General features: G+C 69.0%; 21 protein-coding genes. 12 read left to right on the top strand and 9 right to left on the bottom strand.

The genetic code is table 11. The features are described from left to right. Positions 1–100 precede the first annotated feature (100 nt). The 5 genes from ACH4EB_RS09035 (at position 101) to trxA (ending at position 5,075) form a co-directional block, all read left to right on the top strand. Positions 101–1,822 (top strand): protein kinase family protein, encoded by a 1,722-nt coding sequence (locus ACH4EB_RS09035; protein WP_398346721.1) that lies wholly within the window; start codon positions 101–103, stop codon positions 1,820–1,822. 179 nt (positions 1,823–2,001) lie between these two features. Then, positions 2,002–2,667, top strand: a complete 666-nt coding sequence (sigM, locus tag ACH4EB_RS09030; protein ID WP_398346719.1) for an RNA polymerase sigma factor SigM — start codon at positions 2,002–2,004, stop codon at positions 2,665–2,667. Then, entirely contained in the window at positions 2,664–3,605 is a 942-nt protein-coding gene (locus ACH4EB_RS09025; protein WP_398346718.1) for a hypothetical protein, read from the top strand. Before sigM ends, ACH4EB_RS09025 begins: the two co-directional genes overlap by 4 nt. 117 nt (positions 3,606–3,722) lie before the next feature. After that, on the top strand, positions 3,723–4,697 hold the full coding sequence (gene trxB, locus ACH4EB_RS09020) for a thioredoxin-disulfide reductase (protein WP_398346717.1): 975 nt from the start codon (positions 3,723–3,725) through the stop codon (positions 4,695–4,697). A gap of 51 nt (positions 4,698–4,748) precedes the next feature. Next, positions 4,749–5,075: a thioredoxin gene (gene trxA, locus ACH4EB_RS09015; protein ID WP_030017069.1), complete on the top strand. Its 327-nt coding sequence runs from the start codon at positions 4,749–4,751 to the stop codon at positions 5,073–5,075. A 72-nt stretch (positions 5,076–5,147) separates the two neighbouring features. Here the strand turns inward: trxA and ACH4EB_RS09010 are convergent, their stop codons facing one another. From ACH4EB_RS09010 to rpmH, 9 genes are all read right to left on the bottom strand, one after another. Continuing rightward, positions 5,148–5,765, bottom strand: coding sequence for a GNAT family N-acetyltransferase (locus tag ACH4EB_RS09010; protein ID WP_398346716.1), 618 nt, complete (start codon positions 5,763–5,765; stop codon positions 5,148–5,150). A gap of 308 nt (positions 5,766–6,073) precedes the next feature. Further along, positions 6,074–7,174 (bottom strand): ParB/RepB/Spo0J family partition protein, encoded by a 1,101-nt coding sequence (locus tag ACH4EB_RS09005; protein WP_398346715.1) that lies wholly within the window; start codon positions 7,172–7,174, stop codon positions 6,074–6,076. Next, entirely contained in the window at positions 7,171–8,247 is a 1,077-nt protein-coding gene (locus ACH4EB_RS09000) for an AAA family ATPase (protein WP_398346714.1), read from the bottom strand. Before ACH4EB_RS09000 ends, ACH4EB_RS09005 begins: the two co-directional genes overlap by 4 nt. Before the next feature lie 255 nt (positions 8,248–8,502). Then, positions 8,503–9,228 (bottom strand): 16S rRNA (guanine(527)-N(7))-methyltransferase RsmG, encoded by a 726-nt coding sequence (rsmG, locus tag ACH4EB_RS08995; RefSeq protein WP_398346713.1) that lies wholly within the window; start codon positions 9,226–9,228, stop codon positions 8,503–8,505. 103 nt (positions 9,229–9,331) lie between these two features. Next, positions 9,332–9,865, bottom strand: a complete 534-nt coding sequence (locus tag ACH4EB_RS08990; RefSeq protein WP_398346712.1) for a protein jag — start codon at positions 9,863–9,865, stop codon at positions 9,332–9,334. A gap of 14 nt (positions 9,866–9,879) precedes the next feature. Continuing rightward, positions 9,880–11,052, bottom strand: a complete 1,173-nt coding sequence (gene yidC, locus ACH4EB_RS08985) for a membrane protein insertase YidC (RefSeq protein WP_398346711.1) — start codon at positions 11,050–11,052, stop codon at positions 9,880–9,882. Between the two features lie 3 nt (positions 11,053–11,055). Continuing rightward, a complete protein-coding gene (gene yidD, locus ACH4EB_RS08980; RefSeq protein ID WP_398346710.1) occupies positions 11,056–11,373 on the bottom strand; it encodes a membrane protein insertion efficiency factor YidD in 318 nt (105 codons plus the stop codon). After that, complete coding sequence (gene rnpA / locus ACH4EB_RS08975) at positions 11,370–11,768, bottom strand: ribonuclease P protein component (RefSeq protein WP_398346709.1); 399 nt, start codon at positions 11,766–11,768, stop codon at positions 11,370–11,372. The genes yidD and rnpA overlap by 4 nt, the downstream gene beginning before the upstream one ends. Before the next feature lie 21 nt (positions 11,769–11,789). Further along, entirely contained in the window at positions 11,790–11,927 is a 138-nt protein-coding gene (gene rpmH / locus ACH4EB_RS08970) for a 50S ribosomal protein L34 (RefSeq protein ID WP_003949374.1), read from the bottom strand. A gap of 358 nt (positions 11,928–12,285) precedes the next feature. Between rpmH and dnaA the strand changes: the two genes are divergently transcribed. The 7 genes from dnaA to gyrA all read left to right on the top strand — a co-directional run bounded on the left by dnaA (position 12,286) and on the right by gyrA (position 24,879). After that, positions 12,286–14,226, top strand: a complete 1,941-nt coding sequence (gene dnaA, locus ACH4EB_RS08965) for a chromosomal replication initiator protein DnaA (protein ID WP_398346708.1) — start codon at positions 12,286–12,288, stop codon at positions 14,224–14,226. Positions 14,227–15,283: 1,057 nt separating this feature from the next. Beyond that, on the top strand, positions 15,284–16,414 hold the full coding sequence (gene dnaN / locus ACH4EB_RS08960; protein ID WP_398346707.1) for a DNA polymerase III subunit beta: 1,131 nt from the start codon (positions 15,284–15,286) through the stop codon (positions 16,412–16,414). A gap of 759 nt (positions 16,415–17,173) precedes the next feature. Further along, positions 17,174–18,055 carry a phosphogluconate dehydrogenase (NAD(+)-dependent, decarboxylating) gene (gnd, locus tag ACH4EB_RS08955; RefSeq protein WP_398346706.1) on the top strand — a complete coding sequence of 294 codons (882 nt, stop codon included), beginning with the start codon at positions 17,174–17,176 and terminating at the stop codon, positions 18,053–18,055. Between the two features lie 59 nt (positions 18,056–18,114). Next, positions 18,115–19,272: a DNA replication/repair protein RecF gene (gene recF, locus ACH4EB_RS08950; protein WP_398346705.1), complete on the top strand. Its 1,158-nt coding sequence runs from the start codon at positions 18,115–18,117 to the stop codon at positions 19,270–19,272. Positions 19,273–19,291: 19 nt separating this feature from the next. Next, a complete protein-coding gene (locus ACH4EB_RS08945; RefSeq protein ID WP_398346704.1) occupies positions 19,292–19,867 on the top strand; it encodes a DUF721 domain-containing protein in 576 nt (191 codons plus the stop codon). 261 nt (positions 19,868–20,128) lie between these two features. Next, positions 20,129–22,183 carry a DNA topoisomerase (ATP-hydrolyzing) subunit B gene (gene gyrB / locus ACH4EB_RS08940; RefSeq protein ID WP_398346703.1) on the top strand — a complete coding sequence of 685 codons (2,055 nt, stop codon included), beginning with the start codon at positions 20,129–20,131 and terminating at the stop codon, positions 22,181–22,183. Positions 22,184–22,254: 71 nt separating this feature from the next. Further along, a complete protein-coding gene (gene gyrA, locus ACH4EB_RS08935; protein WP_398346701.1) occupies positions 22,255–24,879 on the top strand; it encodes a DNA gyrase subunit A in 2,625 nt (874 codons plus the stop codon). Positions 24,880–24,893 lie beyond the last annotated feature (14 nt).

Genomic DNA, 24,893 nt, shown 5'->3' with positions numbered 1-24,893 from the left:
CAACCATCGGCCGCAACCGTGTGTCGTGCATAGTGGCGGTCTGTGGGCACAATTGTCTTGGCTCGTAGAGCCTGCAACGGATGGGGAGGCAGGAACGACGGTGGCGGAACGGAGCACGGCTGCCGTCGACGTGGCCGACACGAGCGGTGAGAAACCGCTGACCGCCCAGGCGGGACAGGCCACGAACGACGGTGCGGAGGCCGAGAGCGTAACCGGCACGGACCAGGACACCGCACGCACCGGCGATCAGCCTGCCGCGGTGGCCGACACCAAGCCGCCCGAACTGCACAGCGGCCACAAGCTCGCCAGACGCTACCGCCTGGAGGAGTGCGTCACCCGTCTGGACGGATTCAGCAGTTGGCGTGCGGTCGACGAGAAACTGCGCCGTGCCGTCGGCGTACACATCCTGCCCGCGGACCACCCGCGCGCCCGCCCCGTACTGTCCGCCGCGCGCTCCGCCGCGCTGCTCGGCGACCCCCGCTTCGTGCAGGTCCTCGACGCCGTCGAGGAGAACGACCTCGTCTACGTCGTGCACGAGTGGCTGCCGGACGCCACGGAACTGACCGCCGTGCTCGCCGGCGGCCCGCTCGAACCGCACGACGCCTATCAGCTCGTCAGCCAGGTCTCCCAGGCCATGGCCGCCGCCCACCGGGAAGGCCTGTCCCATCTCAGGCTCAACCCCGGCTCGGTGCTGCGGACCGAGTCCGGGCAGTACCGCATCCGCGGCCTGGCCGTGATGGCCGCCCTGCGCGGCATCACCAGCGAGCACCCGCAGCGCACGGACACCGAGGCGATCGGCGCGCTCCTGTACGCCGCCCTCACCCAGCGCTGGCCGTACGAGAGCGACGCGTACGGCCTGTCGGGGCTTCCCAAGGACGTCGGCATGATCCCGCCGGACCAGGTACGGGCCGGAGTGCACCGCGGCCTGTCCGAGCTCGCCATGCGCGCGCTGGTCAACGACGGCGCCACCGCCTCCCGCCAGGAGCCGGCCTGCACCACTCCGGAGGAACTGGCGAAGGCCGTCACGGCCATACCGCGTATCCGTCCCCCGGAGCCGTCCTTCGCCTCCCCGCCGCCCTACCAGCGCACCGGTTTCCAGCAAGGTGCGTACGGGCAGCCCCCGTCGCGCAACGGAGGTGCGACGGTACGGGCCGGGGCCGTGCCCACCCCGCCTCCGCCCTTGCAGAGCCGCACCGGCCGGGCCCTGAAGTGGTGCGTGTCCGGGCTGCTCATCGCGGCACTGGGGCTCGGTAGCTGGCAACTGGCGGACACCCTTCTGCAGGGCGAGGGCCAGGACAACCAGGAGAGCACGCAGCCCGAGAGCGGCAAGCAGAAGAAGCCCGCCCCGAAGCCGATCACGATCGACAGCGCTACGGAGTTCTCTCCCCTGTCCGGCTCGCCCGTCGGTGGCCGCCAGTCCCCGGCCTCGAACGCCGTGGACGGTGACCCGGGCACCGCCTGGATCACCGGTCAGTTCAGGGGCTGGGCGAACTTCGGCAATCTCTCCTCCCGTGCGGACGGCAGTGGGATCGTCGTCGACCTCGGCAGCGTCAAGGACGTATCCGAGGTCCAGGCCAGCATGTACCGGGCGGGCCACACGGCCGAGGTGCTCGCGGCCGATCCGGACACATCGAACCCGACGACGCTCAGCGCCTTCCCCAAACGCCTCTCGAAGCTGGAGAAGGCCGGCTCCACCTTGTCCGTCAAGCTCGACAAGCCGGTCAAGACGCGTTACCTCCTGGTCCACATCACGGAACTCCCCAGTGACGGGTCGGGGGACGGTTATCGGGGCGGCATCTCCGAGATCAAGGTCAGTGGCTGACTCCTTCGAGTGCCCTTCGCGGGGCGCTCGAAGGGCTTGATCCGTTCTCCGTTCCCGCGGGAGCCGGCCGACTCCCGGGGCTTGTTTACTTCCTGCGGGTGACCGGCTTCAATGGGGCCCAGATATCCGCTACCCGCACAGGGGGGCACGTGGAGGCGGGGAACAACGGGCCTCACGACGTGAGCGACAGCGATCTTCTCGCGCGCCACGTCAAAGGTGACCCCGACGCCTTCGGTGAGATAGTGCGGCGCCACCGTGACCGGCTCTGGGCGGTGGCGCTTCGTACGCTCGGGGACCGGGAAGAAGCGGCGGACGCCGTGCAGGACGCACTCGTCTCGGCTTATCGGGCCGCTCATACCTTTCGTGGTCAGTCGGCCGTCACCACCTGGCTGCACCGCATCACGGTCAACGCCTGCCTGGACCGGGCCCGCAAAGCGGCCTCCCGCCGTACGTCGCCGGTCGCCGAGACGGAGCGGCTGGAGCAGTTGCTGGAGCCGCACGAGTCCGCCGCCGGGCCGGCCGAGCGGCAGGACCTGCACCGGGAACTGCTCGGTGCGCTGCGCACGCTGCCCGAAGAACAACGTGCGGCGCTGGTCCTCGTTGACATGCAGGGATACCCGGTGGCCGAGGCCGCCGCAATCCTCGATGTCCCCACCGGGACGGTGAAGAGCCGGTGTGCGCGGGGCCGGGCACGGCTTCTTCCGATGCTCACCCATCTGCGTCCGGGTGAAGGGGATAACAGACCCGTCAGCGGGGGAAGGAACCGGGCGCAGGGGACATCCGTCCCAGAGGCGGCAGGGCCGAAGGACACAGATGCCGTGAAGGGCGGAGGTGGGCGCTCGTGACTTCGACGACCGACACGGACGAGCACCCGGAGGTCTCAGAGATCTCCGCGCTCACGGACGGTCTGCTCTCTCCGTCCCGCACCGCCGATCTACGCGATCACTTGGCGTGCTGTGCGCTGTGCGAGGACGTGCATGCCTCGCTGGAAGAGATCCGGGGCTTGCTGGGAACGCTCCCGGGACCTGCTCGGATGCCGACGGATGTGGCGGAGCGGATCGACGCGGCGCTGGCGGCCGAGGCTCTGCTCGACTCCACCGCTCCGGACCAGGAGGCCGTCGTTTCACGTGAAACCCCGGCGGCCGCTGCCGCCCCTGTTTCACGTGAAACCGACGTGGCGCCCTCCCCTTCCCCTTCCCCTCCCGCATCCGTCACCCGGCCCGCCGGGCATCCCCGGGCGGCTTCGGGGCCGGGGCGCCGGGCCGCCGGTGCGCGGCCCCGAAGCCGGCGCTGGCCCAGGGCGCTGCTCGGCGCCGCAGCCGCCGCAGCGGTCATCGGCGTCGGCGGAATCGTCATCCAGAACGCGTCCACCGACAGCGGCCAGGAGAACGCGCGGAAGCACCCCACCGAGGCCACGGAGAAGAGCACGGGAGCCGCGTCGGCGCTGTCGTCCGCCACGCTGGAGTCACGGGTCCACGACCTGCTCGCCTCGTCGCACACCAAGAAGACTCCGGATGTCGGCGCACAAAGCTCCGCGGACACCCCGCTGCGCGGCGCGACGAACGCCGTTCCGTCTTGCGTCCAGCGCGGCACCGGCCGGCCCGAGACACCTCTGGCGGCCACGCGCAGCTCCTACGAGGGGCAGGACGCGTACCTGGTGATCCTGCCGCACCCGACCGACGCCGACCGCGTCTCGGCGTACGTCATCTCCGCCTCCTGCGTCGCCGCGTCACCGCCTGCCCCTGGCGAGGTGCTGCTGACCCACTCGTACCGGCGAGCCTGAACCGGCGGTAAGGGCGCCGGGGCACCGCGGGAATGCTTGCCCCTTAGGATCCGTTGGGTGGGGTGAGAGTTCACCGAGAGCCCCAGCAAGCAGTCGGCAGAGACAAGGAAGACACCCGTGAGCGACGTCCGTAACGTGATCATCATCGGCTCCGGGCCCGCGGGCTACACCGCCGCGCTCTACACCGCCCGTGCCTCCCTGAAGCCGCTGGTTTTCGAGGGCGCCGTCACCGCCGGTGGCGCGCTGATGAACACCACCGAGGTGGAGAACTTCCCCGGGTTCCGTGACGGCATCATGGGCCCCGACCTGATGGACAACATGCGCGCCCAGGCCGAGCGCTTCGGTGCCGAGCTGATTCCGGACGACGTGGTCTCGGCCGACCTGTCCGGGGAGATCAAGACCGTCACCGACACGGCCGGCACGGTCCACCGCGCCAAGGCCGTGATCGTCACCACCGGCTCCCAGCACCGCAAGCTGGGCCTGCCCCGTGAGGACGAGCTCTCCGGCCGCGGTGTCTCGTGGTGCGCCACCTGCGACGGCTTCTTCTTCAAGGACCAGGACATCGCCGTGGTCGGCGGCGGCGACACCGCGATGGAGGAGGCCACCTTCCTCTCCCGCTTCGCCAAGTCGGTCACGATCATCCACCGCCGCGACACGCTGCGCGCGAGCAAGGCGATGCAGGAGCGTGCCTTCGCCGACCCGAAGATCAACTTCGTCTGGGACAGCGAGGTCGCCGAGATCCACGGCGAGAACAAGCTCTCCGGCCTGACGCTGCGCAACCTGAAGACCGACGAGACCTCGGAACTGCCGGTGACCGGTCTGTTCATCGCGATCGGCCACGACCCGCGCACCGAGCTGTTCAAGGGCCAGTTGGAGCTGGACGACGAGGGTTACCTCCAGGTGGAGGCCCCCAGCACCCGTACGAACATCACGGGCGTCTTCGCCGCCGGTGACGTCGTCGACCATACCTACCGCCAGGCGATCACGGCGGCCGGCACGGGCTGCTCCGCGGCCCTCGACGCCGAGCGGCACCTCGCCGCGCTCTCGGACAGCGAGGACGTTCCGGAGCCGGAGAAGACCGCTTCCGCCTGATCCCGCCCCTGACGCCCCCCAGCCCCCACCCCACTCAGTAAGGAGACTGCCATGGCCGGTGCCACGGTGACCGTGACGGACGCCAACTTCGAAGAGGTCGTCCTCAAGAGCGACAAGCCCGTACTCGTGGACTTCTGGGCCACCTGGTGCGGCCCGTGCCGCCAGATCGCCCCGTCGCTGGAGGCCATCGCCGCCGAGCACGACGAGATCGTCATCGCCAAGCTGAACACCGACGAGAACCCGACCACCACCGCCAAGTACGGCGTCATGTCGATCCCGACGATGAACGTCTACCAGGGCGGCGAGGTCGTGAAGACCATCGTCGGCGCCAAGCCGAAGGCGATGCTGGAGCGCGAGCTGGGCGACTTCCTCGCCTGATCGCACCACACGTCCGCGCGAACGGGCCCGCCCCTCCGGGGGCGGGCCCGTTCGCGTTGGTTCGGCCCGTCTCTAGAGCGGACGCAGGGCGGGCTCCTTCTGCACCGCGCCCAGCAGGCGGTCGAGGGCCAACTCCACGTCTTCCTTCCAGGAGATCGTGGTGCGCAGCTCCAGCCTCAGGCGGGGGAAGCGGGGATGCGGACGGACCGTCTTGAAGCCGACGGCCAGGAGGTGGTCGGCGGGAAGCACACACGCGGGCTCCTCCCAGCGGGCATCGCCGAACGCCTCGACCGCCTTGAAGCCTCGGCGGATCAGGTCCTTGGCCACCGTCTGCACCATCACCCGCCCCAGTCCTTGGCCCTGATATCCGGGTGTCAGCCAGGCCGTGAGGAGTTGTACGGCGTCGGGTGACACCGGGCTCGTGGGGAAGGCCGTGGAACGCGGCACGTACGCGGGCGGAGCGTACAGCACGAAACCGACCGGGACGTCGTCGACGTAGACCACCCGTCCGCAGGAGCCCCACTCCAGGAGGACGGCCGAGATCCAGGCTTCCTTCTCCAGCTCGGGCCGACCCGCTCTTACCGCGGCTTCCCCGCTGACGGGGTCGAGTTCCCAGAAGACGCAGGAGCGGCAGCGCTTGGGGAGATCCGGAAGGTTGTCCAGCGTGAGCGGTACGAGCCGACGGCCCATGAAGGCAGGTCCTCACTTCCCTCGCCCGCCGCACCGCGCGATACCGTCCGTACGTCCCGCTCACTGAGCAGGCCACTGACGAAACCACCGACCGCTCCGAGGCCGAAGCCCGCTGCCAGCAGTCCGGTGCGGCTCACCGTTCGCATGGCTTACTCCTTGTTGTGGGGGTTTCCCCGTGGATGTGCGCCATACCCGATCGCATCGTATCCACGGTCCGCTCGCACGGGTACCGCCACACAGCAAAGGACGGGCCGTGTTCCGCGATCCGCTGGGAACACGGCCCGTCCTCCGGGCCGGGGAGACTCGGCTCAGTCCTCTTCGCCGTGCTCCTCGGCGAGGCTCTTGTCCAGCACCCGGCCTTCACCGGGCGCCAACGTGCCGAGAATGCGCTCCAGGTCGTCTATCGAAGCGAACTCAACGACGATCTTGCCCTTCTTCTGCCCGAGGTCGACCTTCACCCGGGTCTCGAAACGGTCGGACAGCCGGGACGCGAGGCCGGTCAGGGCCGGGGAGACCCGGGCGCCGGCCCGCGGCTTCTTCGCCTTGGTGGTCCCGGCGGGCTCGGAGCCCATCAGCCGCACGATCTCCTCGACCGAACGGACCGACAGCCCTTCGGCGACGATGCGGCGCGCCAGCCGGTCCTGCTCCTCCGAGTCGTCCACGGAGAGCAGCGCACGGGCGTGGCCGGCGGAGAGCACCCCGGAAGCGACCCTGAGCTGCACGGACGTCGAGAGCTTCAGCAGTCGCAAGGTGTTGGTGACCTGCGAGCGCGACCGGCCGATGCGGTCGGCCAGCTCGTCGTGGGTGCACTTGAAGTCCCGCAGCAGTTGGTCGTACGCCGCGGCCTCTTCCAGCGGGTTCAACTGCGCCCGGTGAAGGTTCTCCAGCAGCGCGTCCAGCAGCAGCTTCTCGTCGTCGGTCGCCCGGACGATCGCCGGGATGCGCTCCAGGCCGGCCTCGCGGCAGGCCCGCCAGCGACGCTCGCCCATGATGAGCTCGTACCGCTGGGGGCCCTTCTGCCGGACGACCACCGGCTGGAGGAGACCGACCTCCTGGATGGAGGTGACCAGCTCGGCGAGGGCGTCCTCGTCGAAGACCTCACGCGGCTGTCTCGGGTTGGGCGTGATCGCGTCGAGCGGCAGCTCGGCGAAGTGCGCTCCCGCGACCTCCTCCGGCACGTCCGCCACCGTTCCGGTCTCCTGCGGCTCTTCCGTTTCACGTGAAACGGACTTGGACCCGATCGAGGTGACCTTGGCCGCCGCCACACCGCGTTCCGGTGGCAGGGTCGGCACCGCGGTAGGTGATGTCGCCCCCCGGCCCACCGCGGGAGCGGCGTTGTCCGCTGCCTGCGGTGCCGCGGGGATCAGCGCACCGAGCCCACGGCCCAGTCCTCTACGTCGTTCGCTCACTGATTCCCCTCCGACATGCTGTGCTGTGGTTCGTAGTTCACGGTGAGCCCCTCGGTGCCGGTCCCGGCCCGGGCGACTCCACGCAAGGCGATCTCCCGGGCCGCCTCCAGGTAGGAGAGCGAACCGCTGGATCCCGGGTCGTAGGTGAGGACCGTCTGCCCGTAACTGGGCGCCTCGGAGATGCGGACCGAACGGGGGATGCTGGTGCGCAGCACCTCGCTGCCGAAGTGGTTGCGCACCTCGTCCGCGACCTGGGAGGCCAGCCGGGTCCGGCCGTCGTACATGGTGAGCAGGATCGTCGACACATGGAGCTTGGGGTTGAGGTGCCCGCGCACCAGGTCGACATTGCGCAGCAACTGGCCGAGACCTTCCAGCGCGTAGTACTCACACTGGATGGGGATCAGCACCTCGGCACCCGCGACCATCGCGTTGACGGTCAGCAGGCCGAGCGAGGGCGGGCAGTCGATGAGGATGTAGTCCAGCGGCTGTTCATACGCCTTGATGGCCCGGTCCAGCCGGCTCTCCCGCGCCACCAGCGAGACCAGTTCGATCTCGGCGCCGGCCAGGTCGATCGTGGCAGGAGCGCAGAACAGCCCCTCCACATCGGGCACCGGGACCACGACGCCGGACAGCGGCTTGCTCTCCACCAGCACGTCGTAGATGGAGGGGACTTCGGCGTGATGATCGATGCCCAGGGCTGTGGAGGCATTGCCCTGTGGGTCGAGGTCGATGACCAGGACGCGGGCGCCGTGCAGAGCCAGGGAAGCGGCAAGGTTGACCGTCGTGGTGGTCTTGCCGACCCCGCCCTTCTGGTTGGCGACCACCATGACCCGGGTTTCCTCGGGCCGCGGCATCGCGTCTCCCGCGCGGCCAAGCGTCTGAACCGCCATCTGAGCTGCACGACCGATCGGGGTGTCGTCCATGGGGGACGGCGTTTCACGTGAAACGTCATCCCCGAGCGACTCGCTACGGGGACCGGGGACCGGATCGGTCATCGGGCCCGCGATGTTGGCGTCGGACCGCAAGGATTCACTCTCCTCGACATCAGGCTCGCAGTGCTCAGAGCCTGCCATGCTTTCGGCGTCGTGAACCAGTGAGGTCCGCTCTCCTGTGGATGAACCCACTTCTGTGGATACTTCCGTGACCCGTGTGGGCTTCCGGTCGCGCGGCGCGGCAGCCGCGCGACCACGGCTGATGATTCCATGCAGCAGAGAACGACGTTTCACGTGAAACACGATGCCAGCGTTGCGTCCGTTTTGTACGCGACACTCCGCTTTATGCCGTTTTGATGTTTTTGCTGAGGTAGCCAGCAGGGGCGCAGCCCCCGCTCAGCGACGCCGCCCCCTCTGCGCACGGCTGGGCCTGGCCGCCTTCGCACGCTTGGCCGCGAAGCGCACACCGCCGGGGCTCTCACCGACCTCGACGCGGACCACGGTCGACAGCGGATCCACGATGCCCTCACCGACCTGGACGACCGAGGTCTCCACGACACCGAGCTTGCTCAGCGCGGCACGGGCGCCCTTCAGCTCCTCCTCGGCGGTGTCGCCCTTGAGGGCCAGCATCTCGCCGTAGGGACGCAGCAGCGGCACACCCCAGCCCGCCAGCCGGTCGAGCGGAGCCACGGCACGCGCGGTCACCACATGCACCTGCGGAAGCTTGTCCATGACCTCCTCCGCACGGCCGCGCACCACCGTGACGTGATCCAGCCCGAGCAGCTCGACCACCTCCAGCAGGAAGTTCGTCCGCCGCAGCAGCGGCTCCAGCAGCGTGATCTTGAGGTCCGGCCGTACCAGGGCCAGCGGGATGCCCGGCAGGCCCGCCCCCGAGCCGACATCGCAGACGGTGACGCCCTCGGGCACCACCTCGGAGAGCACCGCGCAGTTCAGCAGGTGCCGCTCCCACAGCCGCGGCACCTCACGCGGACCGATCAGTCCTCTCCGTACGCCCGCGTCGGCGAGCAGCTCGCCGTAGCGCACGGCTTCCGGGTAACGCTCACCGAACACCTCGCGCGCCACATCCGGCGCGGGGGGGAGCTCCGCTGCTGCGTCCGTCACGGGAATCGCCCTTCCTCTGGACTGTTGTAAGACTGACAAGATGTGGCCCCGCCTGCGAGACAGACGGGGCCGGTGGCATCAAGGCTGATCGGGGCTCGGGCCGTCAGGCCGGGAGGACCACCACACAGCGCTGGGGCTCCTCGCCCTCGGACTCGCTGCGCAGGCCGGCGGCGGCCACCGCGTCGTGCACGACCTTGCGCTCGAAGGGGGTCATCGCCTTCAGCTTCACCGGCTCGCCGGTGCCCTTGGCCTCCTCCGCCGCCTTCGCACCCAGCTCCGCGAGTTCCTCGCGCTTCTGGGCCCGGTACCCCGCGATGTCCAGCATCAGACGGCTGCGGTCACCGGTCTCACGGTGCACCGCGAGCCGGGTCAGCTCCTGGAGCGCCTCCAGCACCTCGCCGTCCCGACCCACCAGCTTTTGCAGGTCACGGCTGGTCGAGTCGCTGACGATCGACACGGCGGCGCGGTCGGCCTCGACGTCCATGTCGATGTCACCGTCGAGGTCGGCGATGTCCAGCAGACCCTCGAGGTAGTCGGCCGCGATCTCGCCTTCCTGCTCCAGGCGGGTGAGGGTGTCGGTCCCCTCAGCGGCCGGGGTCCCCCCTGTCGACGACGAGGGGCGGGTCGTGTCCGTCACGGAAGGACTCCTTCTTACTTCTTGGACGGGTGCTTGGGCCGCTGCTGGCCCTTGCGCTGTCCGGACTTGGCGTTACGGGAGCCGGAGGCGGAGGAGCCGCCCTTCGACTTGCTGCCCTGCGGTGCCTGCTTCTCCAAGGACTGCTTCTTCGAAGCGTTCGCGTCGGAGGCATCGGAAGCGCTGGAGCCGGACCCCGCGCGGGTGCGCCGCTGCGCACCGCCGGCGTCGGCGGTCTTGCCGCTGGTGGGCTGCGTCTGGCGCTTGGCCTTGGTCTGCCGCTTGGGCTGCTGCCGGTTCTGGCGCGCCTCATCGGCGACCTTCTTGGCCTCGACCTCGGCCGGGTCTTCCTTGAGCTTGCCCTTGGCCCGCAGCCGCTGCTGGCGCTCCTCGAAAGCCTTGCTGCCCGGGGTCGGGTTCCGGCGGATGACGAACATCTGCTGACCCATGGTCCACACGTTGGTGGTCAGCCAGTACAGCAGGACGCCGACGGGGAAGCCGGGGAAGCCGATACCGAAGACGGCGAACATGATCGGGAAGACGTACATCAGCATCTTCTGCTGCTGCATGAACGGCGTCTTCACCGTGAGGTCGACGTTCTTCGTCATCAACTGGCGCTGCGTGTAGAACTGCGACGCCGACATCAGGACGATCATGATGACGGTGACCACGCGGACATCGGTGACCGAGGCACCCAGGGACTGGATCTTCTCCGGGGTGTCCAGGAACTTCGCGGCCAGCGGAGCGCCGAAGATGTGCGCCTTCTGCGCGCTCTCCAGCAGCGACTGGTTGATGACACCGACCGTCTGGTTGTTCGCGATGTGGCTGAGGACCTGGTACAGCGAGATGAAGAAGGGCGACTGCGCCAGGATCGGCAGGCAACTGGAGAGCGGGTTGGTGCCCGTCTCCTTGTACAGCTTCATCATCTCTTCGGACTGACGCTGCTTGTCGCTCTTGTAGCGCTCCTGGATCGCCTTCATCTTCGGCTGGAGCGCCTGCATGTTCCGTGTCGACTTGATCTGCTTCACGAAGAGCGGGATCAGGCAGATACGGATCAGCACCACCAGCGAGACGATGGACAGACCCCACGCCGCGCCACTGTTCTCGTCGAAGATGAGGCTGTAGAACGAGTGGAACTGGACGATGATCCAGGAAACTGCGTAATAGAGAGGACCGAGGATCGTGTCCACGAATCAGGCTCCTTGGGCGTTGGGCTGAGTCTCGGGCTGTGCGGCGGGCTCAGGGACGGCGGGCCCGCCCAGGCGGCTCCTCAGCCGCTGATGCCAGACCGGACGCTTCCGGGGAGGGACGTGGTCGACGCCACCTGGCGACCACGGGTTGCAACGCAGGATGCGCCAAGCCGTCAGCGCTGTCCCTTTCACCGCGCCGTGCCGATCGATGGCCGTGTAGCCGTAGTGGGAGCACGACGGGTAATACCGGCAGACCGGGCCCAGCAGAGGGCTGATGGTCCACTGGTACAGCTTGATCAGCAACAGCAGCGGGTACTTCACCGCGGCTCCCTCCCCTGACCTCGGGTTGGGGGATCTCCATCCAGCAGCCGCTGCAGCGCGGTGTCCAGGTCGCGGGCCAGTTGGTCGTGACCCGCCTCGCCCGCACCGGGCAGCGCCCGTACGACAACCAGGCTACCGGCGGGCAGCCGGTCCAGCCGGTCGTGCACAAGGTGGCGCAGCCGGCGCTTGACCTTGTTGCGGACCACGGCACCGCCGATGGCCTTGCTCACGACGAAACCCGCACGCGCCGGGGGAGGGCTCTCCCCCGCTGCGTGCGGGTCCGTTGCACCGCTGCGTAGGTGGACGACGAGGAGCGGGCGCCCGGCCCTGCGTCCCCGGCGTACCGCGGTCGCAAAGTCCTCGCGCCGCCTCAGCCGATGCTCGGTAGGCAGCACGTCATGGACCTAGCTCAGGGCTCAGGCCGACAGGCGGGCGCGACCCTTGCCACGGCGGGACGCGAGGATCGCGCGGCCGGCACGGGTACGCATACGCAGGCGGAAGCCGTGGGTCTTCGCGCGACGACGGTTGTTCGGCTGGAAGGTGCGCTTGCTCACTCGGGGGCTCCAGAGATGCTTGGTGTCTCCGGGGAGACAGGTGTGGGGTGTCGACTGGCTGTCACCGTGCGCCCACGAGTAGCTCGCAACGCCCGAGTGCACCGCTACTACGATCACTAGAGCGCGATCTTTGCCCATCGGAGGCAGGCGGCAGCAGCCATCGACAACTCGACCTGGTCACGGTACGCGGGGCGGCGTCATCCGGTCAAACCGGCCCTCGGCCGGGACACACTATGCACAGCCTGTGGACAACAACTTGAATCACCAGGGTCGCCCTGACTACCGTGGGTCAACTCCGATTCCTTCCCGCCCGTCCTGAGAATCACACATTCGTGGGACCAGTGAGAGAGCGTGCTCTGTGGCCGACGTACCTGCCGATCTTGCCGCAGTGTGGCCACGCGTACTTGATCACCTCCTACGCGCGGAGAGCGACAGCCTCAAGCCGAAGGACCAGGACTGGCTGAAGCGGACCCAGCCGCTGGCGCTGGTGGCCGACACCGCCTTGCTGGCCGTGCCCAACGAGTTCGCCAAGGGTGTGCTGGAAGGCCGGCTCGCGCCGCTCATCGGTGAGGCCCTGAGCCACGAGTGCGGCCGCCCGATCCGGATCGCGATCACCGTCGACGACTCCGCCGAAGAGCCGCAGCAGCAGATGCCGTCGTCCCAGCCGTCGGGGCACATGCAGCAGCGCCACCAGCCCCAGCAGCCCCAGCAGCAGTCGGGGCAGCAGCACGACGCGTACAGCGGTTACGACAATCGGCAGAGCGAGGGCTACGACAACCGGCAGGGCTACGGCCACCAGGACGACGACCTGCCCCACGTCCGTCCCGCGTACCCGGAGTACCAGCAGCAGCACCAGCAGTCCCGGCACGAGCCGGGCGCCTGGCCGCAGCACTCCGGCATGGGCGGCCAGACCGGGCCCGGCCCGCGCGAGGACTACGGGTGGCAGCAGCAGCGCCTCGGCGGCTTCCCGGAGCGCGATCCTTACGCGACGCCACCGCCCTCCCACGTACAGCAGCAGCACCAGCATCCCCAGCGGTCACAGGGCGACTACCGCTCATCGGCCCCCGAGCACACCGGCCCGCCGCAGCGCCAGCACTCCGAGGGCCACTCCCCGTACGATCAGCAGCCGCCGCAGCGCCGCGATCTCGCCGAGCACCAGCCGCCCGCGCACATCCAGAACCCCGGCCCCGGCGGACTGCCCGCGCCCAGCGGCGCCCCCGGCCCGCTCGCCGCGCAGCCCGCGCCCGCGACCGGCCCCGGTGAGCCGACCGCCCGGCTGAACCCCAAGTACCTCTTCGACACCTTCGTCATCGGGGCCTCCAACCGCTTCGCGCACGCCGCCGCGGTCGCCGTGGCCGAGGCGCCGGCCAAGGCGTACAACCCGCTGTTCATCTACGGGGAGTCCGGCCTCGGCAAGACGCACCTCCTGCACGCCATCGGGCACTACGCGCGCAGCCTCTACCCGGGCACCCGGGTGCGGTACGTGAGCTCGGAGGAGTTCACCAACGAGTTCATCAACTCCATCCGCGACGGCAAGGCGGACGCGTTCCGCAAGCGCTACCGCGACATGGACATCCTGCTCGTCGACGACATCCAGTTCCTGGCCAGCAAGGAGTCGACGCAGGAGGAGTTCTTCCACACCTTCAACACGCTGCACAACGCGAACAAGCAGATCGTGCTGTCCTCGGACCGGCCGCCCAAACAACTGGTCACGCTGGAGGACCGGCTGCGCAACCGCTTCGAGTGGGGGCTGATCACCGACGTCCAGCCGCCGGAGCTGGAGACCCGCATCGCGATCCTGCGCAAGAAGGCGGTGCAGGAGCAGCTCAACGCGCCGCCGGAGGTGCTGGAGTTCATCGCCTCCCGTATCTCGCGCAACATCCGCGAACTGGAGGGGGCGCTGATCCGGGTCACCGCCTTCGCCTCCCTCAACCGCCAGCCGGTGGACCTGGGCCTGACGGAGATCGTCCTCAAGGACCTGATCCCCGGTGGCGAGGACGCGGCGCCCGAGATCACCGCGACCGCCATCATGGCCGCGACCGCCGACTACTTCGGGCTGACGGTGGACGACCTGTGCGGATCGTCGCGCAGCCGGGTCCTGGTGACGGCCCGGCAGATCGCGATGTACCTGTGCCGTGAGCTGACGGATCTGTCGCTGCCGAAGATCGGCGCGCAGTTCGGCGGCCGCGACCATACGACGGTGATGCACGCCGACCGCAAGATCCGGGCCCTGATGGCCGAGCGCCGCTCCATCTACAACCAGGTGACCGAGCTGACGAACCGCATCAAGAACGGCTGACGCGGCCTCAGCCACGGGCCGGCCGGAGTTTCCAGGGCGCGCCGGGACGTAACTGCTCCCGGGGCGCCCTTCGCCGTTCGGGCGGCTCTGCGGGGCCGCCTGGGCCGCCCGTACGTCGGAGTCCGGCGCCGCCCCTGCCCACCGGGGGCGTCTCCTGAGGGCCCGTCGTACGGCGAGGGCTTCTCTGCCGCAGAACGCGCCCTCTGCCTCACGTCCGCCCTGCCGACGCGACGCCCTGAGGACGTCCGAAACCCCGATCCGGTGCCCCATCGGCCCCGCCCTGTCCCGTCCCGACGCTGTGGAAGGCCCCCCGCTCTGTTCGATTCCGTGTCAGGTCACGGCCGTGCTCCACAGATTGGCCAAGATTCTTCCGTCCACATGCTGGGGACTGGGAAGTTATCCCTGTGGCTTCCACAGGCGGCCGGGCCGAAGGGGCATCAGCCGAGGTCAGAGCGGTGTGGATTTGTGGCTAACCTTCATCCACAGGGTGTGGACAGAGAGATCGTCCACAGGGGGCCTACCTGGTTGTCCACTGCCCGCCCACAGGCGGCTCGCCCTTGTCCCCAACTTCTCCACACCCCTGTCCACTGTTCGGCAAGGCGACACCCGCGCTCACCGGGCCGAGTGAAAGGCGTCACACCAAGGTGCCGGATTGGGCTGTGGGGAACCGGGGTAAAGCTGGGGACAGGACTGGGGAGAAGTAGGGCTGCCCTGTGTATCGGGTGTGCATGAAGAACGCCGGTCCACAGGAAGGGCCGGTTGTCCACGGCTGTCGCCCACAGGCCCGGTGGACAAAAAAACCGTGTTGACCTGCGCAGATTCAGTTGTCCACGGTTTCCACAGGCCCTACTACTACGACCACAGATAGCTACCGGGGAACTCGTTTCGAAACGGGTGCTGTGCACAACTTGGGGATCTGTCGTCCGACGCCTCTCGCCCCGACTTGACCCCGAGCAGCAACGGCTGTCGGTGACGTACGTCAGACTGGTCTCCGGCGACCCAGCCGACGAAGAAGGCCAGCAGGGCGTAAGCCAGCAACAGCAGGAGGCGGTTTCCGGTGAAGATCCGGGTGGAGCGCGATGTACTCGCGGAGGCAGTGGCCTGGGCGGCCAAGAGCCTCCCGGCCCGTCCGCCGGTGCCCGTCCTCGCGGGCCTGCTGCTGAAGGCGGAGGAAGGCAGCCTGAGCCTCTCCGGCTTCGACTACGAGGTCTCGGCCCGCGTCTCCGTGGACGCGGACGTGGAGGAGGAAGGCACCGTCCTGGTCTCCGGCCGCCTGCTGGCCGACATCTGCCGTGCCCTCCCCAACCGCCCGGTCGAGATCTCCACCGACGGCGTACGGGTCACCGTCGTCTGCGGCTCCTCCCGGTTCACCCTCCACACCCTTCCCGTGGAGGAGTACCCGGCGCTGCCGCAGATGCCGACCGCCACCGGCACCGTGCCCGGTGAGGTCTTCGCCGCGGCCGCCGCCCAGGTCGCCATCGCCGCCGGCCGCGACGACACCCTCCCGGTGCTCACCGGTGTACGGATCGAGATCGAGGGCGACACCGTCACCCTGGCCTCCACCGACCGCTACCGCTTCGCGGTGCGCGAGTTCCTGTGGAAGCCGGAGAGCCCGGACGCCTCCGCGGTGGCGCTGGTGCCCGCCAAGACGCTGCTGGACACCGCCAAGTCCCTCAGCAGCGGCGACAGCGTCACACTGGCGCTGTCCGGCTCCGGTGCCGGTGAGGGTCTGATCGGTTTCGAGGGCGCGGGCCGCCGGACGACCACCCGGCTGCTGGAGGGTGACCTCCCGAAGTACCGCACGCTCTTCCCGACCGAGTTCAACTCGGTCGCCGTGATCGAGACCGCCCCGTTCGTCGAGGCCGTCAAGCGTGTGGCGCTGGTCGCCGAGCGGAACACGCCGGTGCGTCTGAGCTTCGAGCAGGGCGTGTTGATCCTGGAGGCCGGCTCCAGCGACGACGCACAGGCTGTGGAGCGGGTGGACGCGGACCTGGAGGGCGACGACATCTCCATCGCCTTCAACCCGGGCTTCCTCCTGGAGGGCCTGTCGGCGATCGACTCCCCGGTGGCCCAGCTCTCCTTCACCACCTCGACCAAGCCGGCGCTGCTCAGCGGGCGCCCGGCCAAGGACGCCGAGGCGGATGACGCGTACAAGTACCTGATCATGCCGGTGCGCCTCTCCGGCTGATCGGCCGTCCGGCGACGGAAGTCACCCGGGAGTTTTTCCTCCGCCCCCGATACACGAGCGTCCAGTGCGTGCATCGGGGGCGGAAGCTTTTCGGCGGCCCGGTTGAATTCCCCTCCAAGGGATAATGTCCACGGGCCGCGGAAAACCACGCACCGTACCGAGCGGGTCGTGTTCAGCGTTTTTCTCTCTCCGCACGGAGGGAGGGGAATACGGAATGATCCGAGTGTGCACACCTGTGGAAAAGGCCGGAGACCCCTCACGCGTGCACCCGCACCGCCCTCGGCCCATGGCCCGCCCGGCCGCCCCGCGCCCCACGGTCATCCACAGCCGGTGGATCCGGTTCCCCTGCGCAGCCCCAGCCGCTGGTCACAGGCGTGTCGGCCGCCCGTCTCGGATTGGGACTGTGGAAAACCCGCCGACGGCCGCCTTCCATGACGTCGCCCTGGTCGACGTGAAACAGGGGCAGCGCGGCACGCCGAAGAAAGGCACCTTTCCCCACAAAGCGCCCCTGTGACTCGCCCCGCGCCATAGCCTTGAATGCGTGATCGCCCGCCGCGGGTCGCCCTTCGGAACCTGCCCGGCCCCGAATTCGCCCCGACTGCCGCTGCCCGATCCGGAAAAAGCCGAAAGGCCGCGGATGACGCCTGCCGAACCCCCGGTTGTCCACAGGTGTGGGGGCCGCGCCGCCGCGTCGTGGCTTCGCGCGTAAACTCGACGCGTAGGGCGGGGATGTGCCGTAACGCAACGTAAGGGGTACTGATGGAGCTCGGTCTCGTCGGTCTCGGCAAGATGGGCGGCAACATGCGCGAGCGCATCCGCCGCGCAGGCCACACCGTCATCGGATACGACCGCAATCCGGACCTGGCTGACGTCCACAGCCTCAAGGAGCTGGTGGACGGGCTGAAGGGCCCGCGCGTGGTGTGGGTCATGGTGCCCGCCGGCGACGCGACCCAGGCGACCATCGACGAGCTGGGCGAGCTGCTGTCCCCCGGCGACGTCGTGGTGGACGGCGGGAACTCCCGCTGGACCGACGACGAGAAGCACTCCGAGGAGCTGCGCGCCAAGGGCATCGGCTTCGTCGACTGCGGCGTCTCGGGCGGTGTCTGGGGCCTGGAGAACGGCTACGCGCTGATGTACGGCGGCTCCACGGAGGACGTCGCCAAGGTGCAGCCGATCTTCGACGCGCTCAAGCCGGAGGGCGACTACGGCTCGGTGCACGCCGGCAAGGTCGGCGCGGGCCACTTCGCCAAGATGGTCCACAACGGCATCGAGTACGCCATGATGCAGGCCTACGCCGAGGGCTGGGAGCTGCTGGAGGCGGTCGACTCGGTCACCGATGTGCGCGAGGTCTTCCGGTCCTGGCAGGAGGGCACGGTCATCCGTTCCTGGCTGCTGGACCTGGCGGTCAACGCGCTGGACGACGACGAGCACCTGGAGAAGCTGCGGGGCTTCGCCGCCGACTCCGGCGAGGGCCGCTGGACGGTCGAGGCCGCGATCGACAACGCCGTACCGCTGCCCGCGATCACGGCGTCGCTCTTCGCGCGCTTCGCCTCGCGCCAGGACGACTCGCCGCAGATGAAGATGATCGCGGCGCTGCGGAACCAGTTCGGCGGCCACGCCGTCGAGAACGCGAAGAAGTAAGCAAGCAGCAAGCAGTCCGGTAACAGCAGCTCGGTAGCCGGGGGAGGTCGGCGCGCCACATGCACGTATCGCATCTCTCGCTCGCCGACTTCCGCTCGTACGCCCGGGTCGAGGTCCCGCTCGGCCCGGGCGTCACCGCTTTCGTGGGCCCCAACGGGCAGGGCAAGACCAACCTCGTCGAGGCGGTCGGCTATCTGGCCACCCTCGGCAGCCACCGGGTCTCCTCCGACGCCCCGCTGGTGCGGATGGGCGCCGAGCGGGCGATCGTGCGGGCCGCGGTCGTCCAGGGCGAGCGGCAGCAGCTCGTGGAGCTGGAGCTGAATCCGGGAAAGGCCAACCGGGCCCGTATCAACAGGTCGTCGCAGGTCAGACCGCGTGACGTGCTGGGGATCGTACGGACGGTGCTGTTCGCGCCGGAGGACCTGGCGCTGGTCAAGGGCGATCCGGGGGAGCGCCGCCGTTTCCTGGACGAGCTGATCACGGCGCGTTCGCCGCGGATGGCGGGTGTCCGCTCGGACTACGACCGGGTGCTCAAGCAGCGCAACACGCTCCTGAAGAGCGCGGCGCTGGCACGCCGGCACGGCGGCCGCAGGGGGGACGGTTCGAGCCCGGGGGCGGACCTGTCGACCTTGGACGTGTGGGACCAGCACCTGGCCCGGGCCGGCGCGGAGCTGCTGGCCCAGCGCCTGGACCTGATCGCCGCGCTCCAGCCGCTGGCCGACAAGGCGTACGAGCAGTTGGCGCCGGGCGGCGGGCCGCTGGCGATGGACTACCGCGGCTCGGCCGGCGAGGGGCTGCACGGCGCCGCGACGCGAGAGGAGCTGTTCGGGCTGCTGATCGAGGCGCTCGGCGCGGCCCGTAAGAACGAGATCGAGCGCGGGGTGACGCTGGTCGGCCCGCACCGCGACGACCTGCTGCTCAAACTGGGACAACTGCCCGCCAAGGGGTATGCGAGCCACGGCGAGTCCTGGTCGTACGCGCTCGCGCTGCGGCTGGCCTCGTACGACCTGCTGCGCGGCGAGGGCAACGAACCGGTGCTGGTGCTCGACGACGTCTTCGCGGAGCTGGACAGCCGGCGGCGGGAGCGGCTGGCGGAGCTGGTGGCGCCCGGTGAGCAGGTGCTGGTGACGGCGGCGGTGGACGACGACGTGCCGGGCGTGCTGTCCGGGACCCGCTTCGCGGTGTCCGAGGGCGTCGTGGAGCAGGTCTCACCGTGAGCGGGCGACGGAGCCGGTGATGAGCGGCGAGCGACCGGACCGGCCCTCCGAGGAGCCCTCGGAGCGGCCGCCCGGCGCGGACCAGCCCAAGCCTCCGGAGCTGTCCGGGATCGATCTGGCCCGGCAGGCGCTGGTCGCCGCCAAGGAGCAGGCGAAGGCGCGAGGCGCCGCCGCGCAGCAGAAGAAGCAGGCGCGCCGTGGCGGCCTGCGCTCCGGCGCGCGGGCGGACGGGCGCGATCCGCTGCCGCTGGGTGCGGCGATCAACCGGCTCATCACCGAGCGCGGCTGGGAGACCCCGGCGGCGGTCGGTGGCGTCATGGGGCGCTGGCCGCAGTTGGTGGGGCCGGAGGTGGCGCAGCACTGCGAGCCGCAGAAGTACGACGAGGACGCGCGCGTGCTGACGGTGCAGTGCGACTCGACGGTGTGGGCGACGCAGTTGCGGCTGCTGGCGCCGCAGCTCGTCGCGCGGCTGAACCAGGACCTGGGCCAGGGCACCGTGAAGCTGATCAAGGTGCTGGGGCCGGGTGGTCCGGCGCGGCGGTACGGGCCGTTGCGGGCGCCCGGCAGCAAGGGTCCCGGGGACACGTACGGCTGAGGTGAACGCGTGGTACGGGTGAGACTCCGCTCACGGTAGCCGGAGGTTGACAGCCCGAAGCGCTGAACGCCCTCTAGAGCGTCCTGGGGCCCCGTCGCAGATATGGGGAGTCGGCCAACGGCACTTCAGGGCGGCACATGACGACTCAGGCGCCCGCAAACCCCCATCAGTGTCGGCGCTACCGGTAGACTGGTAGCAATCCCGCCCACTCGCGGAACATGTCGAACGACGCAGCCGCCCAGCTTCTGATGGAGGCGGCTCGTGCTGTGCCAGAAAGGGCGCTTCGTGGCCGACTCCGGCGACCTCAACGAGAACAACACGGCTTCTATTGAAGAGGGGGTTCCTGCCGGCGCCAGTGGCGACTCTCCGGAAGAGAAGTCGTACGACGCCAGCGCGATCACCGTCCTTGAGGGCCTGGACGCGGTCCGTAAGCGTCCGGGCATGTACATCGGCTCGACCGGTGAGCGTGGTCTGCACCACCTCGTGCAAGAGGTCGTCGACAACTCGGTCGACGAGGCGATGGCCGGGTACGCGGACACCATCGACGTGACGATCCTGCCGGACGGCGGCGTGCGCGTCGTCGACAACGGCCGCGGCATCCCCGTGGGCATCGTGCCGTCGGAGAAGAAGCCGGCCGTCGAGGTCGTGCTGACGGTGCTGCACGCGGGCGGCAAGTTCGGCGGCGGCGGTTACGCGGTCTCCGGTGGTCTGCACGGCGTCGGCGTCTCCGTCGTCAACGCGCTGTCGCAGAAGGTCTCCGTCGAGGTCAAGACGGACGGCTACCGCTGGACGCAGGACTACAAGCTCGGCGTGCCGACGGCTCCGCTGGCCCGTAACGAGGCCACCGAGGAGACCGGCACGTCGGTGACGTTCTGGGCCGACGGCGACATCTTCGAGACGACCGAGTACAGCTTCGAGACGCTGTCGCGCCGTTTCCAGGAGATGGCGTTCCTCAACAAGGGCCTGACGATCAAGCTCACCGACGAGCGCGCGGCCCATGTGGACGAGGAGGGCAACCCGCTCACGGTCACGTACCACTACGAGGGCGGCATCGTCGACTTCGTGACGTACCTGAACCAGCGCAAGGGCGAGGTGGTGCACCCCACCGTCATCGACATCGAGGCCGAGGACAAGGAGCGGATGCTCTCGGTCGAGGTGGCGATGCAGTGGAACACCCAGTACACGGAGGGTGTCTACAGCTTCGCCAACACCATCCACACGCACGAGGGCGGTACGCACGAAGAGGGCTTCCGCTCGGCGATGACGGGTCTGATCAACCGTTACGCCCGGGACAAGAAGCTGCTGCGCGAGAAGGACGACAACCTCACGGGTGAGGACATCCGCGAGGGTCTGACGGCGATCATCTCGGTCAAGCTCGGTGAGCCGCAGTTCGAGGGCCAGACCAAGACGAAGCTGGGCAACACCGAGGCCAAGACCTTCGTGCAGAAGGTGGTCCACGAGCACCTGACGGACTGGCTCGACCGCAACCCGAACGAGGCCGCGGACATCATCCGCAAGGGCATCCAGGCCGCGACCGCGCGCGTGGCGGCCCGCAAGGCCCGCGACCTGACCCGGCGCAAGGGCCTGCTGGAGACGGCGTCGCTGCCCGGCAAGCTCTCGGACTGCCAGTCGAACGATCCCACCAAGTGCGAGATCTTCATCGTCGAGGGTGACTCCGCCGGCGGCTCGGCCAAGTCCGGCCGTGACCCGCAGTACCAGGCCATCCTGCCGATCCGCGGCAAGATCCTGAACGTGGAGAAGGCGCGGGTCGACAAGATCCTGCACAACAACGAGGTGCAGGCGCTGATCTCGGCCTTCGGTACCGGGGTCCACGAGGACTTCGACATCGAGAAGCTCCGGTACCACAAGATCATCCTGATGGCGGACGCCGACGTCGACGGCCAGCACATCAACACCCTGCTGCTCACCTTCCTCTTCCGCTTCATGCGGCCGCTGGTGGAGGCCGGGCACGTCTACCTCTCCCGCCCGCCGCTCTACAAGATCAAGTGGGGTCGGGACGACCACGAGTACGCCTACTCCGACCGGGAGCGCAACGCCCTGATCGAGCTCGGCAAGCAGAACGGCAAGCGGATCAAGGACGACTCGGTCCAGCGCTTCAAGGGTCTGGGCGAGATGAACGCCGAGGAGCTGCGGGTGACGACGATGGACGTCGACAGCCGGGTGCTCGGCCAGGTCTCGCTGGACGACGCGGCGCGCGCCGACGACCTGTTCTCGGTGCTGATGGGTGAGGACGTCGAAGCCCGGCGCTCCTTCATCCAGCGCAACGCCAAGGACGTCCGCTTCCTCGACATCTGAGCCCTGTCGGCCCTCCCCCGCCCGCCGGCGGGGACCGCAGCAGCCGCAGCTCGAAAGGACTTTGAACAGCAATGGCCGACGAGAACCCCCCTGTGACCCCGGACGGCGTGACCGCCGACGGCACCGCCGCCGCCATCGAAGGCGTCGGTATGCGCGTCGAGCCCGTCGGGCTCGAAACGGAGATGCAGCGCTCCTACCTCGACTACGCGATGTCCGTCATCGTCTCGCGTGCGCTGCCGGACGTGCGGGACGGCCTCAAGCCGGTGCACCGCCGCGTCCTGTACGCGATGTACGACGGCGGGTACCGCCCCGAGAAGGGCTTCTACAAGTGCGCCCGCGTCGTCGGCGACGTGATGGGTACGTACCACCCGCACGGTGACTCCTCCATCTACGACGCCCTGGTCCGCCTGGCCCAGCCGTGGTCGATGCGGATGCCGCTGGTGGACTCCAACGGCAACTTCGGCTCGCCGGGCAACGACCCGGCCGCGGCCATGCGGTACACCGAGTGCAAGATGAAGCAGCTCTCCATGGAGATGCTGCGGGACATCGACGAGGAGACCGTCGATTTCCAGGACAACTACGACGGCCGCAACCAGGAGCCGACGGTCCTGCCGGCCCGCTTCCCGAACCTGCTGATCAACGGCAGCGCCGGCATCGCGGTCGGCATGGCGACCAACATCCCGCCGCACAACCTGCGCGAGGTCGCCGCCGGTGCCCAGTGGGCGCTGGAGAACCCCGAGGCGTCCAACGAGGAGCTGCTCGACGCGCTCATCGAGCGCATCAAGGGCCCGGACTTCCCCACCGGCGCGCTGGTGGTGGGCCGCAAGGGCATCGAGGACGCGTACCGCACCGGCCGCGGCTCGATCACGATGCGCGCGGTGGTCGAGGTCGAGGAGATCCAGAACCGCCAGTGCCTGGTGGTCACGGAGCTGCCGTACCAGGTCAACCCGGACAACCTCGCGCAGAAGATCGCCGACCTGGTGAAGGACGGCAAGATCGGCGGCATCGCCGACGTGCGCGACGAGACCTCCTCGCGCACCGGCCAGCGCCTGGTGATCGTCCTCAAGCGGGACGCCGTCGCCAAGGTCGTGCTGAACAACCTCTACAAGCACACCGACCTGCAGACGAACTTCGGTGCGAACATGCTGGCGCTGGTGGACGGCGTGCCGCGCACCCTGTCGCTGGACGCGTTCATCCGCAACTGGGTCAGCCACCAGGTCGAGGTCATCGTCCGGCGTACCAAGTTCCGGCTGCGCAAGGCCGAGGAGCGGGCCCACATCCTGCGTGGTCTGCTCAAGGCGCTGGACGCGATCGACGAGGTCATCGCGCTGATCCGGCGCAGCGACACGGTCGACGTGGCGCGCGAGGGCCTGATGGGCCTGCTGGCCATCGACGAGATCCAGGCCAACGCGATCCTGGAGATGCAGTTGCGACGGCTGGCCGCCCTGGAGCGCCAGAAGATCACCGCCGAGCACGACGAACTCCAGACGAAGATCAACGAGTACAACGCGATCCTCGCCTCGCCGGAGCGCCAGCGCCAGATCATCAGCGAGGAGCTGGCGGCGATCGTCGAGAAGTTCGGCGACGACCGGCGCTCGAAGCTGGTGCCCTTCGAGGGCGACATGTCCGTCGAGGACCTGATCGCCGAGGAGGACATCGTCGTCACGATCACCCGTGGCGGCTATGTGAAGCGGACGAAGACCGACGACTACCGCTCGCAGAAGCGCGGCGGCAAGGGCGTACGCGGTACGAAGCTGAAGGAAGACGACATCGTCGACCACTTCTTCGTCTCCACCACCCACCACTGGCTGCTGTTCTTCACCAACAAGGGCCGGGTCTACCGGGCCAAGGCGTACGAGCTGCCGGACGCCGGCCGGGACGCGCGCGGCCAGCACGTGGCCAACCTGCTCGCCTTCCAGCCGGACGAGCAGATCGCGCAGATCCTGGCGATCCGCGACTACGAGGCCACGCCCTACCTGGTGCTCGCCACCAAGCGGGGCCTGGTGAAGAAGACGCCGCTCAAGGACTACGACTCGCCGCGTTCCGGCGGTGTCATCGCCATCAACCTCCGGGAGACGGAGGAGGGCGCGGACGACGAGCTGATCGGCGCGGAGCTGGTCTCCGGTGCGGACGACCTGCTGCTGATCAGCAAGAAGGCACAGTCGATCCGGTTCACCGCCACGGATGAAGCGCTGCGTCCGATGGGACGCGCCACGTCGGGTGTCAAGGGCATGAGTTTCCGCGAGGGCGATGAACTGCTCTCGATGAATGTGGTGCGGGCCGGTACGTTCGTCTTCACCGCCACCGACGGGGGCTACGCCAAGCGCACGTCGGTGGACGAGTACCGCGTCCAGGGCCGCGGTGGCCTCGGCATCAAGGCCGCCAAGATCGTGGAGGACCGGGGTGAGCTGGTCGGCGCCCTGGTGGTCGAGGAGACGGATGAGATTCTCGCCATCACGCTCAGCGGTGGCGTGATCCGTACGCGGGTCAGCGAGGTCAGGGAGACGGGCCGTGACACCATGGGCGTCCAACTGATCAACCTGGGCAAGCGCGATGCCGTGGTCGGTATCGCACGTAACGCCGAGGCCGGTCGCGAGGCCGAAGAGGTCGACGCGGGCGCGGAGCCCGGGCCGGCCGACGAGGCGGCGGACACCGAGGCCGCGGTGGCCGAGGGCGGCGAGTCCCCGGCGGAGTAACGCGAGGAGTAGGT

Origin of the sequence: Streptomyces sp. NPDC018045 (assembly GCF_044327445.1) — a bacterium.
Lineage (GTDB): Bacteria > Actinomycetota > Actinomycetes > Streptomycetales > Streptomycetaceae > Streptomyces.
Note: the sequence above shows the minus strand (reverse complement) of the source record. Positions and strands in the feature narration are given on the sequence as shown.

Coding starts and splice junctions, on each gene's coding strand:
- ACH4EB_RS09000 (WP_398346714.1), bottom strand. CDS start 8,247: ATGGCAGGCTCTGAGCACTGCGAGCCTGATGTCGAGGAGAGTGAATCC.
- recF (WP_398346705.1), top strand. CDS start 18,115: ATGCACGTATCGCATCTCTCGCTCGCCGACTTCCGCTCGTACGCCCGG.
- trxA (WP_030017069.1), top strand. CDS start 4,749: ATGGCCGGTGCCACGGTGACCGTGACGGACGCCAACTTCGAAGAGGTC.
- ACH4EB_RS08945 (WP_398346704.1), top strand. CDS start 19,292: ATGAGCGGCGAGCGACCGGACCGGCCCTCCGAGGAGCCCTCGGAGCGG.
- ACH4EB_RS09010 (WP_398346716.1), bottom strand. CDS start 5,765: ATGGGCCGTCGGCTCGTACCGCTCACGCTGGACAACCTTCCGGATCTC.
- gyrA (WP_398346701.1), top strand. CDS start 22,255: ATGGCCGACGAGAACCCCCCTGTGACCCCGGACGGCGTGACCGCCGAC.
- gnd (WP_398346706.1), top strand. CDS start 17,174: ATGGAGCTCGGTCTCGTCGGTCTCGGCAAGATGGGCGGCAACATGCGC.